Source organism: Paenibacillus sp. FSL H7-0326, from assembly GCF_001955535.1.
Taxonomy (GTDB): Bacteria; Bacillota; Bacilli; order Paenibacillales; family Paenibacillaceae; genus Paenibacillus; species Paenibacillus shunpengii.
Genome location: NZ_MPVN01000003.1, coordinates 512283 through 527430, shown reverse-complemented (window position 1 = coordinate 527430; position 15148 = coordinate 512283). Strand labels below are relative to the sequence as shown.

Genomic DNA, 15148 nt, shown 5'->3' with positions numbered 1-15148 from the left:
TATCCATGAGTGTTTCCCCCTTTTACTTGTTTGGTTTACTCCGATCTTTCCCTCTCTTCAGGTGTTCTTTTCTCCTAGGCCAATAAATATGAACAAACCAATAGGCAATAAGCGGTCCCGGAGCCTGGATCAGCCCCACGATTCCCCAGATCCAGTAGTATTTCGTATGACGGCGGGAATGGATGAATAAAAATAGGCTTTGAGTCAGCAAGATGCAGGCGACGAGTAATAGAGCCCACACAGGAATCGTTTCGAGATTCGTATTATGCATGCTCGGATCTCACCTTCTTCTTTGAACGATAAAAAAATCGTACAGCAAACGCGATTGCCCCGACGAAGACCAGCGCCTGGATGGCGACAAATACAACGATGTTCATGGATGCCAAGAGCATATTGCTTCCTATTAAAGCCAGAGCAATGATCAAAAACAGGGCAACTTCCAGTCCTGTGCGTTTGCGGAGCCTTTGCTGCTCAGCTGCGACAAGCTGCTCCAGTTCATGCAGTGGAGGGGGGTCCGGCTTGCGAATGGACAGCTCCATCTGGTCGAACCCATGCACTAGCTCAGCAATCAGAGCCTGATCCTCTGCCGATACTTCATGGAAGCCTTCGCCATACGTAGGATCCTGCTCATTCAGATTGGCGGATCGTTCCTGCGTTCCTTTATTCCTTTTCATCAGTCGCCATCTCCTTTCTTAACTGCTGCAATCCATGATGGATTCTGGACTTAACCGTCCCCGGCGGAATGTCCATCATGACGGCAATCTCATCATAGGCATAACCGTAATAATGTTTGAGCAAGATCGGCAGCCGCCATTCGTACCCCAGTCTGGACAAAGCCTGCATCGCATCAGTCCATTCCTCCTGCTGAGCTTTCATCTGCCACTCCGTTCGCCGGAATGCCTGCTCCCGGTCCCTCCACTGCTTCTCTACCTTTGTGCGACGCATCTGGTCGATATAAATCCGGGTAGCAATCGTAATCATCCAGGAAGAGAACTTCGATCTTCCGTTATATTGATGAATCTTCTCAATACACCTCAGCATGGTTTCCTGCGCCACATCCTCGGTCTGCTCCGGATTCATCGTCATTTTAATGAGATACTTTGTTAAAAAGGAGTAGTGGGTCTGCAGCAGAAGTGCCATCGCCTGACGATCCCCACGCTGCGCGCGTTTTATTTGCTTAAGCTCATCCAACTGCAGTCACTGCTCCTTTCCTTGATTTATGTTTGCTATATGACCACATCAGCAGAATCAAATATATTACGAAGAGGTTCACGAATTCGTTCACTTGAGTATAAAAATTTTTTTATTTTCCTTTTCATTATTTAAACAACGGATTTATCTTCATGAAATTAGCATTAAGTATCCGTTAGACATTTATTCCTTTATTCCACAATGGGGACGCATCTTTACTCGTAATATCTAAGTCCACTAAGTAAGAGTTAAGAAAAAAATAGCAGTACCTGCTTGTATTTTTCAGGTACTGCATGAGTTCTTAAGCTTATTTAGTTGTCTATAGCCTTCACTTCATTTTATTAGCAGCAAAACTATGCAAAATCATTCCAAGCATAACAATGATTATACCGCACCAAGATAGCAGAGAAGGTAAGGGAAGTGATAAAAACAATATCTCTCCAATTAATGCAAAGAGTAGTTCCATCGACTGAGTAGCTTCAACTGCCGCCAGCGTTCGCATGTTTTTTCGCACCATCTCGGTAGCCTTGAAGAATAAGATGGTAGCGATAACACCGGAAAACAGAGCAACCAGTAAGGATTGAAGGCTCTGCTCCAAACTCGGCAATCCTGTGCTAGACAGGGCGTACAAGGACAGGATCAACCAGACAGGCAGACTTGCAATCGTCATTCCCAGTACTCTCTGAATCGTATCGATGCGCCCTTCACATAGTTCCATCATTTTACGATTCCCCAAAGGATAAGCAAAAGACGCGATCAGAACAGGGATTGTTCCAAGGAGGAGATGATGAAATGATATGGTCTTAGCTTGATCGATTTGCATTAAGATAATTCCCAACAAGATGAATAGCGACATGAAGAGACTTTGAATAGGGATTTTGTATCGAATGTTTACTAATCCTTTTTCAGAGGATACCTTCTCGCTAAAAAGAGGAGTAAGCAGTATACCTGAAATAATGGTCACTTGCCATGTGCCTGCTATAAGCCATCCATGAGAAAATGCGGTTGAAAAACATATAGGTGCATAAAACAATCCAAAACCTACCGTGCTCCACAAAAGCCAGGCTCTCGGTTGTCTCCTCATTTCAGCCCATAGAGGGTGCCATTTTTTTTGAATCAATACGATGCACAGTAATATGGGTAGCATAAAAAGAAACCTCAACGAAGCGCTCCAAGCCCAATTTCCGCCCGATAGCTCCATAGAAGCATTAAGAACAAATGCAAAAGCAAAAAAGAAGGCCGAAGCAACACCAAAGAATATGGGCTTCATTTGATGACCTCGCGATTGAATGACCAGCCTGCAGAACTTTTCAGGTCATTGAAACGAATCTCCAATAGTACGCTTAACAACATACTTTCAATGGGTCTAATATTGTCCTTGTTCATTTATTTTTTTCTCCATTACGAATACTGTTTTCTCACGATCATTGACCACAGTTCTAGCCGTGCTTACGTCTTCAAAGCCTTGTTGCCGCCAAAAACCAAGCGCAGAATCATTTCCTTCCAGAACACCGATTCGAAATACAGCGACGTTCCGTCTCCTCATCTCTTCCATGTAAAGCCTCAGTATTCGAGAACCGTATCCTTGACCTTGCAGCTTTTTGTCCACTTGCAGCAGCCCAAGCCAAGGGCAGTTATCGCTGGGGTTTAACATTATAAACTCCAATATTCCGACAAACCGTTCTTCCTCCCGAACGAGAAACCGTTCAGCACCTAGCCTCGCTCCGTTTTCTTTATCGCGTGCCAGATCCTCCGGATTCATTACTTCGGAATCGAACGATACACGGTTAAAATACGGATCCGAGTTCAAAATCTCCATTTCTGCCTGCAGCAAATTTTCGCTTATTTCTACTAGTGTCAGCATGTTTTCCTCCTGTTATCCTGTTATCCAATACAAGCTGCAATCATCCGTCCGGTCCATAAAACCGTGTTCAATCATTTTACGACGCACAGAGACATAAACCTGCTCCCAAGGCATAATAAACCGTCAGCGGATCTTTGATCTGCTCACGGTCAATTGTTTTGAATTAAAGGTTTATGACATTATTAGTTTAGGTAGCGTTTTTTTATTTTTTCAAATTAATCCATTCGGACTGAAGTATGGAATATTGATACTCGTTGACCCATTGTCCATTTGAGTAATAGTTTTCCAAAAGATGACCTTCTCTCCTCATACCCACCCGTTCAAGTAGACGAATTGAGCCTTCGTTTCTAACATCGGTAAACGCGATAAGCTTGTGTTTATTAAGCTGTTCAAATACAAAATTGAATAAAAGTTTAACCGCCTCACTGGCATAGCCCTTTCCTTGATGCTCTTCAGCGAGCGTAAAACCAATTTCAACAATTCGAGGCTCATCCAAGAGTGTGTGTAGAGCGCAATCTCCAATGAATTGATTCGTTTCAACCAAAACAATGGCAAACTGAAACCAGGTACCAGGCTGACCTGGCACATTTGTTATTTGCTGTCTAACAAACGATACTGCATCGTTATACTGATAGTTTCCCCATGGTTGAAATTTAGCCACAACCGGATTAGTGCGGTACGAATAAAAGGGCTCAATATCTTGTTCTGAGAATTGCCTTAAAAACAATCGTTCTGTGCTGCCATAAATAGGTTCAGATATACTCACGATGGATCCACTCTCCAATGAAGTCAGCTATGAAATTGAAGTCTTTGTTATGCTCAATGTTAAGATACGCAATAAAAAAATACAACTTATGTCCCGTTTCCGTTCCTAAACCATCAAAAAAAGCCATTTCCCTAAGGAAAAGGCTAGGATGTTACGATCATGATTACAATGCGCTGCCACCGAATAGGAACCGGTATTCCCAATGCTTGCCTTCAATGGAGTCGACTCTTACTCCGCCGGATTCAGCTGAATAAGTCTGCAGGATTTTGCCATCACCAAGATAAATTCCAACATGTGTAATTGTAGCTGAGCTCTTGTTTATTTCGGAATAAGCAGATTTGCTTGTCCCTTTATAAGACATAAAGAACATCAGATCTCCACGTTTCAAGGAAGAAATACTGGATTTTGCATTTCCTTTATTTTGGACGTAAGCTCCTTGCTTACGAGAATCTGAAGGCAGGGTAATTCCTGCTCCATCAATGAATGCTTGTCTCACAAAAGAAGAACAGTCAAATGTATCTGTGCTGCTGCGTGATGCACCGTATTCATAAGGTGTTCCCAGATATTTCATGCCAGCAGAAATGACTTTCTCTACCGTTGAGCTGTTGTTAGTTGAAACAGAGCCTTCGCTGGAGCTGCTTTCATTACTTGAAGAGCTGCTTCCATTTACGGTTTGTGTATATTTAGAGGAGGACGAAATATATCCCGTGTTTCCTTTTGTATCCTTAACTTTAATCCAGTTAGAGCCGGAAGTGCCTAGCAGGGTAACGGTCTCGCCCTTTTTAAGCAATCGAATAACAGAAGAAGAAGTACTTGCTTTCTCTCGCAGGTTAACTCCGTATAGCACCTCTTTGGTTGTTGCTGCTGCATAAGTTTGGCTTGTGAATACTGGCAGGCTTACTGAACCGAAGAGCAATGCAGATGCAACAGCTCCAGATAGTATCATTTTTGTAACCTTCATGTTGTAGATCCTCCTGATGTAATAGGTTTGTTAATTTTTAAATCCTTCAAAAGCCATAAACTGAACTCATTGTATTCTAGTATATAGCTAAATTTCATCAGACTTAAGACTTAAAACACCCGCACTTTACATAGTAGAATATAACTACAACAGCTATTACAAAATAAATCTATGAACTATATCTTTTTTATATACTAACGCTGATTATTAGCTAAATATCAGATTTAAATATATCATTAACATCAAATATCAGCCTGAATTATATTAGGTCAATATATCTATATTTCATTTAGCATCTTTTTAGTTGGATTTACTTACCACATGCTGAAGTGTCAAATATAAATACTGAAAGTTTGTTTTGTTTTCTTAACTTTTTTGTAACTATTTCAGTATCTAGCGTATCGTGAATATTAGTGCTTTTTCAGAAAAATATCACAAAGGAAGCACCCAAATTTCCATACAATTCATTTCTGGATTTTCCTTGTCATATTTTTCGGCAGAGAACGGATGTATTCGATTTCATGGTTCTTCAGCCATGTTTCAAACAAATATTTATTTGCCTGATTCAATGCGGTGGTAACAAGCTCTTCGAAGGACTCTGCTTCAATTCTACATACTACATATTCGCCAGAAGGAAGAATTTGTTTAACGATATCGTCACTTACACTTCTATTCGTTGATTTGGTTAATCCACCGACAAAGTAAAGGAAAGTCCCTTTTTCTAGATTCGCCATATGTCTAAGTCTAATGATGCTTAAGATAAAATATAGCCAGCTGTGTGCGGTCGCGAAACTGAAGTTTTTCAAGCAGAGTGGTTACATAATTTCGCACGGTTCCTTCACTTAGGAATAAGAGCTCAGCAATCTCCTTATTGGAGTGTCCATTGGAAATTAACTCCAGCACTTCCAGTTCACGTGGATTCAAGCCTACCGTTGATACAGGCTTCTTAACTTCTTTCAGTAAGCCGGATAAGGCTTGGGCAACTTCTTTCTCAAATACGGTGTTTCCTTTTCCTACTGCACGAAGGCTTTCAATTATGCTGTCAGAGGACTGATTCTTCAATATGTACCCTTCCGCTCCGGATTTCACAGCTTCTTTAATGTATTCGTCATCTTTAAACGTCGTCAAAAGAACAACCTTCATATTCTGAAAATGACGTTTGATCAGTTGAGTTCCCTGAACGCCGTCCATAACAGGCATGCGTATATCCATCAACACCAAATCCGGCCTGTTCAGCTGACACATCTCAAAAGCTTCCTGCCCGTTGGCCGCTGTACCGATTACTTCGAAATCGTCTTCCATTTCAATCAAAATTTTGAGTCCATCCCGAATTAATGCATCGTCATCCACGATAAGCACCTTCAAGCATTTCCCCGCCCCTCTGCCTTGGAATAACACATACGATCATAAATCCGTCTAGCGAGTGATAACTGAAGCTTCCGCCCAAATTACGGGTACGTTCCTTCATCCCGCTTAGTCCTAACCCTTCCTTAATGTTTACACTGCCGATTCCGTTATCCTTAACGTACAATCGGGTATAGTTCATATTTACATCAATTTTTATTTCTACCTTCGTCGCTTGGGAATATCGTGCTGTATTGGTCAATGCTTCCTTGATCGTGGCACTTAGAAGCTCAAAGTGTGCAGACGGTACACTATTGAAGTCCCCGCTCAATTGCAGATCGACGGGACAAAATTGATAGTTTTTAATAATTTCCTGAAAGTAATCTGCTCCGAGGCTTTCCCGAGGCTTGATATTATGTACAGTATCTCTGAGCACTTCAATCGTATTAGCCAGACCATCGATGGATGCTTTGACAATGCTCATCGCCTTGTTCTCATCTTTGGCATGAATTTTTTGGGCTGCCTGCAGTTGAATAAAAATCCCCGCCAGATTATGGCCAACGCTGTCATGGATTTCGCGTGCGATCCGGTTGCGCTCTTTCACCTCGGTGATTCCGGCAATTTCTTTAGAAGCATGCAGCAGCTGGGCCTTTGCCTGCTCCAATTCGTAACGTAATCTCCGCTCATTATCAAGTGTTAGAGTAAAATGACTTGCCTCTTCCCTTTTCCTCCGGATCTGATAAGCCAGCATACCGGATAGGGAGATGAATGCAACCAGCCAATAAAATTGCGGTGCATAGGCTAGAAAAATGACGACACATATTAGTGTGGCCAACGGCCCGCCCCATCCTTTTTTTAACATAAAATCGTAGAAAACGATCGCAAACCATATTGAGAAATGAAAGTCCATCGCAACGCCTGCACAAGTAAGCAGCAGCATTGCGATGGTTAACCAAATGGAATCGTAATATCGTTCCTTTACGAGCTGAAGAACAATTGCAATCATAACCATCACGAGCTGTTCATAGGGAATATTTCCTCCCAAGATCAACTCGATGATTAGAAATCCGAAAAAAACGGTTTTTACAATATAGTTCATGTCAGACCTTTCCATGCGCTTTTGGACACAGTATATCAAATGATCCTATTTGGCGATATCTGTTTTCCTTATAGTCCCGAATAGGAAGAAGATAATCGCGAACAGAATGATCATGACCGCCTCTTTACCAAGTCCAAGAAGGGACTGGCCGCGCAGAAGCTGATCAATACCGTCCATTACCCAATACACCGGGGTAAATTGGCTTATAGTTCTGACAACATCTGGAGCCCAGTCCAGCGGGCCGTATGCCCCGCCAAGCATGGATATTGGTTCAATAAGGCAAATGCCAATCAGACAGGCTTGAAGGATTGATTTCGAGATGGAACTGACGGCCACTCCGAAAGAGACAGCAGCCACCGAAAACAAGATCAGGAGTGCATATATCCCCCATTCTGAATCATTCATCGGAACCTGATAGCCCCATTTCAACACAAGCATGGCAAAGGTGAGTTGAATGACGGCCACAAATAAAAAGCTGCCGATCATTTGGAGCATATAGCTGCGAATGCGGACTGGCGCGGCTAGTGTCCGGTACAGCGTATGATTATTTCGGTTGGATATAATCTGCAGGCCTGCAATTAATGACGTATACAGCATAGGGATGACAAGAAAACCGAGTACCTTGCGCGACTTGTCCTCTTGCTGATTTTCAATAGGACGATTATCCAGCTTGAGAGGAGTATGCTCCTCATATTGCTTGTAAGAAGTATAGAAGGCATCGGATTGATGTCCGGCGACAGCAGCGATCATCCCAACTTGATCTGCCCACTGTCTCAAATAGATGCTTAGCGGCTGCGACAGATTCGACTCCTTAACGGAGTACTCACTTAGCCCGCCGTTCTCCCCTTGGATGAGACGCTCTGTAAACCCATGATCGATCACAAGAACGTAATCAACCTTCAAATCTTTTAGTTCACGTTCGATATCCTCCTCCTTCACGGCTTTCATCACGGCCATTGTCTCCAAGCCTTGAATAAGGTGCTCTGTTAATTCCGTTTGATCATGATCGATGATTGCCGCTTTGAGCGGCCGCTGATCGTCTATTAACCCAAGCGACATGTAAGCAAGCGGAAATAGAATAATGAAGATCAGCTGAATCTTATTCCGGAAGATTCGTTTTATCGTATGTTTGAAGATGCTCAAGCTACTCTCCTCCTTCCAGAAACCATGGCCAGTATGATCGTTATCCCCGTGTACAAGGCCAACCCGAGCATGGCTGATGACATGAAGGTTCCATCATATATGCTGCCAAACAGTATTTTTTGACCATATGAATTAGGCGCAAATCGGCTCAGCGTATCAAATACGGCTCCATCAATCGGCGTAATGCCGCCGGAGATCAGCGTAAATACGAACGAAAGTATAAAGAGCGAGAGCGAAGAAATCAACGTGCTTTTGGTTAAATACGCCATGATCATCCCCAACGAGACCGAAATGGCTGCGAACAAGAGCAGAACCAGCATAATCATCCATAAACTTGTATCCCAATTCGCACGGAAGACATATTTGGATACTAGAAATAGAAACATTGAAATCCCGTACAGCGTGATCAAACTACCCAACAGCTTGCCTAACGTTATCCGACTGCCATATACAGGGGCGGCTAAAAATCTCGAGTAAGTATGATTGCCGATATCCTTCGTTACGGCAAACACGCCAAACAATGCGCCAAGCAGCAGGAATTGGAACATGGTCGTAACAGCATAATAATCTACGCCTGTCGGTATTTTCCCTTCCGTTTCCAGCTTCACCTCACGAATGCTCGATTCGCTCTCTGTCCCTGCGGCCGGATTCCCTGCATGATCTGCGACTACTCGTAAATTTTGCGTTCGGATAAAGCTTTCAACGATAGGCTGAATGAAGGGGTGATCCTCTTTACCGTAAAATTCCACCTGTACCTCATCTCCATCCAAGAGCTGATGGGACAGATGAGTCGGCACATGGATCAAGCTGTTGATTTTACCCGTATTCATAAATTCGTTTCCTTCGGCAATATCCGAAACGGGAATCAGTTGAACCAGTCCCTGGACCTTCTGAGAAAGCAGATACTTTTCGAGTTCGACACCTACTCTACCCTCGTCTTTGTTCAGGAACCCCACATTCACGGGCTCTACCTTGGTTGGCGTAAATTTGCTGCTTTGCATCGTGCCGAGCAGCAGCATCATGATCAGCGGCAGCAGCAGAAAGGCAGCCATCGCTTTAACATCACGCACATGACGCAAAGCGGTATAATAAGCAATTGTCCAAACTTTCATTCCGTTCCCTCCTCTCTTGATTAATCTCGGAGCGACCTGCCGGTCAGCGTCAAGAAAACGGCCTCCAGGCTTGGTTTTTCAACATTTAAGGACAAAATATCGGCTTCCGACTCGGAGATGACCTGTATGATGCGGTTAACATTATTTTCACCTTTCCTGCCTACTACATCTAAGCGGTTTCCGTTTACAACGCATTCGCTGATGCTCTCGATTTTTTTGATGCCCTCTACCATGGTGAAATTAACGGAAGACAACTCGATCGTGATCTTTTCTTCCGATGATACAAGTGATTTCAGTTCTTCCTTTGTACCTTGAGCAATGACCCGTCCACGGTCTACAACAGCAATTTTCGTACAAATCTCTTCGACCTCTTCCATATAATGCGAGGTGTATATGATCGTCGAACCCATACGGTTCAGTTCTTTGATCGATTCCATGATGTGATTCCTTGATTGGGGATCAATGCCTACCGTTGGCTCATCCATAATGATTAATTTGGGGTGGTGCAGGATCGCGCAGGCGATATTGAGCCTTCTTTTCATCCCGCCCGAGAAACCCTTTGGCCGGTCTTTTCTCCGTTCCGTAAGGCCTGTGAATGCCAGCGCCTCATTGATCCGCTCCTTAAGAAGTTTACCCTTCAGTCCATATAAGCGTCCGAAATAGTCCAAATTCTCCTGTGCGGTCAAATCCTCAAACAAGGCAATATCCTGGGGGACAATCCCCAGCTCACGTTTGGCCTCCATCTCATTTCTGCCGATTTTTTTCCCCAGAAATAGAACCTCTCCGCCGTCAAATCCTGTCAATCCTGAAAGGATGCTGATCGTCGTCGATTTGCCTGCTCCATTGGGACCCAGCAAACCAAAGATTTCCCCTTCCCTTATCGAAAAACTGATATGGTCCAGTGCCAAAAAATCGTTATAACGCTTAATCAGATTTTTTACTTCTATGATCATCCCTCTTACTCCTCACTGTTCTGTTCTTATTTGTATCTGAAATCATCTTACTCTTGTAAAGAACGTGCTCACAGTGAACAGAGGAATGAATTGACATGACAATTGTCATATCTGCTTATAAATCAGTAATTCGGTTTTATTAAACACAACAAAAAAGCCGCGATATCCGCGACTTATTTGCGGCGCAAAGTTCTTCTGCTCCTTAACGCTGTTGAGCATAATAAGCTGAACTCTGGCCGGAGTCCTCCTATTTTTATCAGTTATTGTAAAGCCGCCGGTTACCTTTTGGTAAGTACCTGAAAAAAATGTGCGTACTTATAATTTGAGGCAATCGCCATTATACTCATGAATAAAGGAGGGGTCACATGAAAACCCTGGTGATTGTAACGCACCCAAACTTAGAAACGTCAACGATTAATAAACGGCTGGTAGAAGAATTAAATAAGTTTCCGGAGAAGTATACCGTCCATGATTTGTACAAGACATACCCCGACGGTAACATTGATGTAAGGAGCGAACAGAGATTGGTAGAATCGCATGCAAATCTAGTATTTCAGTTCCCGATCTTCTGGTTCAATTGCCCGCCACTGTTGAAAAAATGGCTTGATGATGTATTGACTTACGGCTGGGGCTATGGTTCAAGCAGCGGTAACCAAATGAAACATCGAAAAGTCGCTCTAGCCGTGTCAACCGGGATAAGACGAGAGGAATATAGTTCTGACGGGAAATACAAATATTCGTTAGAGCAACTGCTAGCACCATTTGAAACAACGTTCCACTACTGCAATTCAGACTACCGCTCGTTCTTTGCTGTTTATGGTAAGGAGGGCGACGAAGCGTCAACAGTCGAAGACAATAGACCGACGACCAACCTATTGGAAGTGAGAGCACATGAATATCTTCGCTTTATAGACACTCTGTAAGGCATACACTCTTCAGGAGGTTTAATCAAGCCTCCTGTTTTTCTCTCCCCACTCACACATCATATGTAAAATTGGAATGATCGATTGCCCTAGTTCCGATAAGGAATATTCAACCTTCGGGGGAATTTGGGCATAATCTTTGCGGAGAATCAAGCCGTCCGCTTCGAGCTCTTTTAGCATCATACTTAACGTCTTGAAAGGAATGCCGTTAATTTTACGCAACATTTCATTGGGGCGCAGAACATTGTGTTCGGCCAGACAATATAGAATGGTCATTTTATACTTGCCACCAATAACGGACAGCGTATAACCGAACCCCGTTTCTTTCTGATTCACCCCATGCGGAACACAGGTTCCACGATTTACATCCATAAAGATCACACTTCCTTTGTTGTTTTTTTATATTAAACTTCCTGAATCCTTATCATCTCAGAATCAGTCGACATGGAGAATTTGCCGGAGATGATGATTCATATGCTCGACATAATCATCCACTAGCCACAACAAGGTTCGGATCTCCCCATCCGGCAGCAGCACCTGACTTGAAGATAACGATTCTTCAGGGATAGAGGAAACGACTCTAAGAATAGAGAGATTTACACTCTCCCAGAGCGCCAGGACCTCCTCCACCGAAGCCGTTTCATATCGTTGCGCCGAAACCCAAGCATCTTGGTTATATGAAGTTACCGTATATCTTCCCGATGTATGCTGGGCGTCAATGAATCGAATCAAATTATGAATGGCCGAATCGCACAGATGACCCAGGATTTGCAGTCTGGACCATTTCCCTTCGGACCGTGGAACCCTCATATGCTCACAGCCCAATTGTTCGATTATTGCGGGAATTGCTTGGACAAACCCTTCAAGTCGGTCGATAGAACTCTTCTCCAAAACGATCTCTCCTTTGCGTCAGTTATATATGTTATTATATTCGGGTATAATCCGCTGGCTGTCTAGGGCTGATTCAAAAAATGATATTTATAACTACTAACCGATTTTTGACGCTGATACACTAAGGTTGTAATCAAAACCTTATGAAGTGGGTGACGAAATGAACAGAATCTTTAAGGTTGGTATAAGTGTAGGATTCCTTTCCGGGATCATGTGTATTATTCTATATTATGTCTTGTGTGCGCTGCTGGATCTTCGGTTTGAACAGCTGAATCCCTTCTCAATCATGATTGCGTCAATCGTCGTCAATGTAATAGGCGCCTTTATTTATAACAAGATCCAGGATAGGACTTCTAAACCAAGGTTCTACTATGGGCTAGTCACCGTTCTGGTGGCACTACTTCTATCGCTGTATGACTGGGCTTATCCATCTGAACCCAATATTGCAGGGATTGCAAACACGCTTCATGCGCTAACAGCCTCCCTGTCGATTGCGTGGATTCCAACCTGGCTTACTAACCGGCGCTCTCCAAATTAAAACGATAGGAACGTGTTATGAATACGATTTCAAGAAAATGGCTTGCCTTCGTACCTCTGATTATACCGGCAGTCTATTTATATGGTTTCACACCGCTTCAAGAAGCATGGCTGGATAAATTCCTATTTTTGCTGCTTGCCTTCTGTTATTGGAGGAGCCTGCTATATACGAAGCACCGTGAGATGAATATCTGCATTCAGCTTATTGTCGTTTCCTACTTCATCCTTGTTCATACTCCTTGGCATATGAGCTTCGGCTTTTACCCTTCCTTAGCCATGTCGATGCTTGTCTCGTATCGCAGAATTTCCTGGCTGGTCGGTTTCATGGCAGGCTGCTTTACAATCGCGGTCTGCCTGTCCGCTTACCTGTCCGGCGAACCTCTTCGGTTCGAATGGCTGCCCATCTCTATCGCTTTGATTGTCCTTCCCTATGTGTCCAAACTGTACCAAGTCTCTTACGAGATGCAGATGAAGCTTTATCATGCCAGCGCAGAAAATGTGAAATATGCGGAGAGAGCACGCATTGCAAGAGATTTGCACGATACGCTTGGCCAGACGTTCTCCATGATTACTGTAAAGAGCGAGCTGGTGGAGAGACTTATTCGATCTAGTCCCGATGAGGCTATTATTGAAGTCGGTGATATCCAGCGGATCTCTAGAACGGCCTTGCTGCAGGTCCGGGAAATGGTTAATGATATGCAATCCATCGATATCCGAGATGAGTTTCATCGTGCTGTGCATATTCTTCAAACTGCCGGCATTGAGGCAGAAACGCACATACGGATGGACGCGGAAAGAATGATGCCTATTGTTCAGAATGTTCTTGGCATGTGCTTGCGGGAATGTATAACCAATGTCGTCAAACATAGCGGGGCAGGAAAATGTTCCATTCAGCTCCTGGAAGATAAGGAACGCTATTTGTTACTCACTTGTGACAATGGGATCGGCATAGCGAAGGGTCAGAACCAAACGCGGAAATGGGGTGCCGGTCTGCTGGGCATGAAGGAACGGTTATCTTTAATAGGAGGAACGCTGGAACTGGATTCTGATGCTGAGAATCGCACGAAAGTGACGATTACCATACCTCATCACCGAACGCGGGCCAAGGAGGAAACAGGGTGAAGATTGTCATTGCAGAGGACCAAGGAATGTTAAGAAGCGCCATCAGCCGGCTCCTCGGTATGGAACCGGACATCGAAATCGTCGGAGAAGCCGACAATGGCGAGCTAGCTTTGCAGCTGATCCGAAAGCTGTCGCCGGATATTGCCGTACTAGATATTGAAATGCCGCTATTAAGCGGACTCGACGTAGCTGAACAGCTTATGGCAGAGAGCAGTAAATGCCGGATCGCCATCGTGACGACTTTTGCCAAAAGCGGATATTATCAGCGAGCGGTTCAAGCTGGAGTGATGGGTTATTTCCTAAAGGATGCTCCCGTATCGGAACTTGCCGTATCTTTGCGCAAAATTTATAAGGGCAGTCGCGTATTCAGTCCTCTCCTCACCTTCTCCATGAGCGAAGAAGTGAATCCTTTAACGAATCGGGAGTCAGAGCTTCTATCCTATTTGAGAGACGGATATTCGGTGAGCGAAATCAGCAAGCTATTATATTTGTCTCCCGCTACCATCCGTAACTACATCTCAGAGATCCTTCAGAAACTCGAGGCGAAGAATCGGATCGATGCCGTTGCCATTGCTCTAAGCAAGGGCTGGATCTGAGCCTCGGAAGAACGTATAAAAAACGAAAGGAGCAGCTACACATTGACAGCTGCCCTTGGATTGCAAACGCCCATTCCCCTTCCTCACTCCGAATTAGAATGCCTCAACTATTCGATGTTTTTACTTAAAAATTGCACTTCAAAGGGTAAGAATGGATAGCTCTTTTTCTCATTACAGCGATATCCATGTTGCTCATAATATTGTTGTAATCTTTCAAAACTTGCAACAATCGATAAACGGATCACCTTACATCCATTATTGAATAGTTCCGTTTCTGTCTTCTCCAACAAGCGTTTACCATAATCATTTCCGCGGAATGTTGGAAGAATAGCTAACCTTTCAATATATCCGACTTCATCTTCCTTATACGAACCGATAGTACCTATAGGCTCTGCATCTACAAACAAAATTTTCACTTGCGTGTTAACAATTCTATTTCTTGCCATTTCTTCCGTCTCGAAAGCAACATAATTTGGGTATTCTGACTCTGATATGTTTAATAACTCAGCTTGTCGCTTAAAGGACTCTTTTATTAACGCTGATATTATTTTGCCATCTTCAGAGTTAGCTTTTATAATTTCAAATCTCCTCATCGCTTTTATCTCCTATCATTAGTCTGAAGGAATGCTGTAAGGTCTTCCGCTTC

General features: G+C 43.5%; 21 protein-coding genes. 4 read left to right on the top strand and 17 right to left on the bottom strand.

Features of this window, described 5'->3' with window-relative positions; all coding sequences use genetic code 11:
• Positions 1 to 22: 22 nt before the first annotated feature.
• The 14 genes from BK126_RS18355 to BK126_RS18290 all read right to left on the bottom strand — a co-directional run bounded on the left by BK126_RS18355 (position 23) and on the right by BK126_RS18290 (position 10433).
• Positions 23 to 271, bottom strand: a complete 249-nt coding sequence (locus BK126_RS18355) for a hypothetical protein (protein ID WP_076313981.1) — start codon at positions 269 to 271, stop codon at positions 23 to 25.
• A complete protein-coding gene (locus BK126_RS18350) occupies positions 264 to 674 on the bottom strand; it encodes a YxlC family protein (protein ID WP_076313980.1) in 411 nt (136 codons plus the stop codon). The genes BK126_RS18355 and BK126_RS18350 overlap by 8 nt, the downstream gene beginning before the upstream one ends.
• The gene (gene sigY / locus BK126_RS18345) at positions 661 to 1191 is read right to left on the bottom strand and encodes an RNA polymerase sigma factor SigY (RefSeq protein WP_076313979.1); all 531 of its coding nucleotides are present in this window, start codon (positions 1189 to 1191) and stop codon (positions 661 to 663) included. Before sigY ends, BK126_RS18350 begins: the two co-directional genes overlap by 14 nt.
• A gap of 328 nt (positions 1192 to 1519) precedes the next feature.
• Positions 1520 to 2461 carry a DMT family transporter gene (locus BK126_RS18340; protein WP_076313978.1) on the bottom strand — a complete coding sequence of 314 codons (942 nt, stop codon included), beginning with the start codon at positions 2459 to 2461 and terminating at the stop codon, positions 1520 to 1522.
• Between the two features lie 96 nt (positions 2462 to 2557).
• Complete coding sequence (locus tag BK126_RS18335; RefSeq protein ID WP_076313977.1) at positions 2558 to 3055, bottom strand: GNAT family N-acetyltransferase; 498 nt, start codon at positions 3053 to 3055, stop codon at positions 2558 to 2560.
• 12 nt (positions 3056 to 3067) lie between these two features.
• Positions 3068 to 3169: a DUF2087 domain-containing protein gene (locus tag BK126_RS30260; protein WP_076313976.1), complete on the bottom strand. Its 102-nt coding sequence runs from the start codon at positions 3167 to 3169 to the stop codon at positions 3068 to 3070.
• An 88-nt stretch (positions 3170 to 3257) separates the two neighbouring features.
• Positions 3258 to 3821, bottom strand: coding sequence for a GNAT family N-acetyltransferase (locus BK126_RS18325; protein ID WP_076313975.1), 564 nt, complete (start codon positions 3819 to 3821; stop codon positions 3258 to 3260).
• Between the two features lie 163 nt (positions 3822 to 3984).
• On the bottom strand, positions 3985 to 4782 hold the full coding sequence (locus BK126_RS18320; RefSeq protein WP_076313974.1) for a C40 family peptidase: 798 nt from the start codon (positions 4780 to 4782) through the stop codon (positions 3985 to 3987).
• 464 nt (positions 4783 to 5246) lie between these two features.
• On the bottom strand, positions 5247 to 5516 hold the full coding sequence (locus BK126_RS18315; protein WP_076313973.1) for a GyrI-like domain-containing protein: 270 nt from the start codon (positions 5514 to 5516) through the stop codon (positions 5247 to 5249).
• A gap of 10 nt (positions 5517 to 5526) precedes the next feature.
• Positions 5527 to 6141, bottom strand: a complete 615-nt coding sequence (locus BK126_RS18310; protein WP_305954047.1) for a response regulator transcription factor — start codon at positions 6139 to 6141, stop codon at positions 5527 to 5529.
• Positions 6125 to 7225 carry a sensor histidine kinase gene (locus BK126_RS18305; RefSeq protein WP_076313971.1) on the bottom strand — a complete coding sequence of 367 codons (1101 nt, stop codon included), beginning with the start codon at positions 7223 to 7225 and terminating at the stop codon, positions 6125 to 6127. The genes BK126_RS18310 and BK126_RS18305 overlap by 17 nt, the downstream gene beginning before the upstream one ends.
• A gap of 45 nt (positions 7226 to 7270) precedes the next feature.
• On the bottom strand, positions 7271 to 8368 hold the full coding sequence (locus tag BK126_RS18300) for an ABC transporter permease (protein ID WP_076313970.1): 1098 nt from the start codon (positions 8366 to 8368) through the stop codon (positions 7271 to 7273).
• On the bottom strand, positions 8365 to 9480 hold the full coding sequence (locus BK126_RS18295) for an ABC transporter permease (RefSeq protein ID WP_076313969.1): 1116 nt from the start codon (positions 9478 to 9480) through the stop codon (positions 8365 to 8367). The genes BK126_RS18300 and BK126_RS18295 overlap by 4 nt, the downstream gene beginning before the upstream one ends.
• Before the next feature lie 20 nt (positions 9481 to 9500).
• Complete coding sequence (locus tag BK126_RS18290) at positions 9501 to 10433, bottom strand: ABC transporter ATP-binding protein (RefSeq protein ID WP_076313968.1); 933 nt, start codon at positions 10431 to 10433, stop codon at positions 9501 to 9503.
• Positions 10434 to 10798: 365 nt separating this feature from the next.
• On the opposite strand from BK126_RS18290, the gene BK126_RS18285 reads away from it, so the two are divergent.
• Positions 10799 to 11356, top strand: a complete 558-nt coding sequence (locus BK126_RS18285; protein WP_076313967.1) for an NAD(P)H-dependent oxidoreductase — start codon at positions 10799 to 10801, stop codon at positions 11354 to 11356.
• Positions 11357 to 11377: 21 nt separating this feature from the next.
• On the opposite strand, the gene BK126_RS18280 is transcribed toward BK126_RS18285, so the two are convergent.
• Both BK126_RS18280 and BK126_RS18275 read right to left on the bottom strand, forming a co-directional pair.
• A complete protein-coding gene (locus tag BK126_RS18280) occupies positions 11378 to 11728 on the bottom strand; it encodes a winged helix-turn-helix transcriptional regulator (protein ID WP_076313966.1) in 351 nt (116 codons plus the stop codon).
• Positions 11729 to 11791: 63 nt separating this feature from the next.
• A complete protein-coding gene (locus BK126_RS18275; RefSeq protein WP_076313965.1) occupies positions 11792 to 12247 on the bottom strand; it encodes a DinB family protein in 456 nt (151 codons plus the stop codon).
• A 160-nt stretch (positions 12248 to 12407) separates the two neighbouring features.
• Here BK126_RS18275 and BK126_RS18270 point away from each other — a divergent pair, with 160 nt between their 5' ends.
• From BK126_RS18270 to BK126_RS18260, 3 genes are read left to right on the top strand one after another with little or no spacing between them, the layout of a single operon-like run.
• Positions 12408 to 12785 (top strand): hypothetical protein, encoded by a 378-nt coding sequence (locus BK126_RS18270; RefSeq protein WP_076313964.1) that lies wholly within the window; start codon positions 12408 to 12410, stop codon positions 12783 to 12785.
• 17 nt (positions 12786 to 12802) lie between these two features.
• Positions 12803 to 13906, top strand: coding sequence for a sensor histidine kinase (locus tag BK126_RS18265; protein ID WP_076313963.1), 1104 nt, complete (start codon positions 12803 to 12805; stop codon positions 13904 to 13906).
• The gene (locus BK126_RS18260) at positions 13903 to 14502 is read left to right on the top strand and encodes a response regulator transcription factor (RefSeq protein ID WP_076313962.1); all 600 of its coding nucleotides are present in this window, start codon (positions 13903 to 13905) and stop codon (positions 14500 to 14502) included. Before BK126_RS18265 ends, BK126_RS18260 begins: the two co-directional genes overlap by 4 nt.
• A 107-nt stretch (positions 14503 to 14609) precedes the next feature.
• Here the strand turns inward: BK126_RS18260 and BK126_RS18255 are convergent, their stop codons facing one another.
• A complete protein-coding gene (locus BK126_RS18255) occupies positions 14610 to 15095 on the bottom strand; it encodes a GNAT family N-acetyltransferase (RefSeq protein WP_076313961.1) in 486 nt (161 codons plus the stop codon).
• Between the last annotated feature and the right edge of the window lie 53 nt (positions 15096 to 15148).

Coding starts and splice junctions, on each gene's coding strand:
- BK126_RS18285 (WP_076313967.1), top strand. CDS start 10,799: ATGAAAACCCTGGTGATTGTAACGCACCCAAACTTAGAAACGTCAACG.
- BK126_RS30260 (WP_076313976.1), bottom strand. CDS start 3,169: ATGCCTTGGGAGCAGGTTTATGTCTCTGTGCGTCGTAAAATGATTGAA.
- BK126_RS18265 (WP_076313963.1), top strand. CDS start 12,803: ATGAATACGATTTCAAGAAAATGGCTTGCCTTCGTACCTCTGATTATA.
- BK126_RS18255 (WP_076313961.1), bottom strand. CDS start 15,095: ATGAGGAGATTTGAAATTATAAAAGCTAACTCTGAAGATGGCAAAATA.
- BK126_RS18290 (WP_076313968.1), bottom strand. CDS start 10,433: ATGATCATAGAAGTAAAAAATCTGATTAAGCGTTATAACGATTTTTTG.
- BK126_RS18350 (WP_076313980.1), bottom strand. CDS start 674: ATGAAAAGGAATAAAGGAACGCAGGAACGATCCGCCAATCTGAATGAG.
- BK126_RS18315 (WP_076313973.1), bottom strand. CDS start 5,516: ATGGCGAATCTAGAAAAAGGGACTTTCCTTTACTTTGTCGGTGGATTA.
- BK126_RS18280 (WP_076313966.1), bottom strand. CDS start 11,728: ATGGATGTAAATCGTGGAACCTGTGTTCCGCATGGGGTGAATCAGAAA.
- BK126_RS18305 (WP_076313971.1), bottom strand. CDS start 7,225: ATGAACTATATTGTAAAAACCGTTTTTTTCGGATTTCTAATCATCGAG.
- BK126_RS18335 (WP_076313977.1), bottom strand. CDS start 3,055: ATGCTGACACTAGTAGAAATAAGCGAAAATTTGCTGCAGGCAGAAATG.
- BK126_RS18320 (WP_076313974.1), bottom strand. CDS start 4,782: ATGAAGGTTACAAAAATGATACTATCTGGAGCTGTTGCATCTGCATTG.
- BK126_RS18355 (WP_076313981.1), bottom strand. CDS start 271: ATGCATAATACGAATCTCGAAACGATTCCTGTGTGGGCTCTATTACTC.
- BK126_RS18295 (WP_076313969.1), bottom strand. CDS start 9,480: ATGAAAGTTTGGACAATTGCTTATTATACCGCTTTGCGTCATGTGCGT.
- BK126_RS18270 (WP_076313964.1), top strand. CDS start 12,408: ATGAACAGAATCTTTAAGGTTGGTATAAGTGTAGGATTCCTTTCCGGG.
- BK126_RS18340 (WP_076313978.1), bottom strand. CDS start 2,461: ATGAAGCCCATATTCTTTGGTGTTGCTTCGGCCTTCTTTTTTGCTTTT.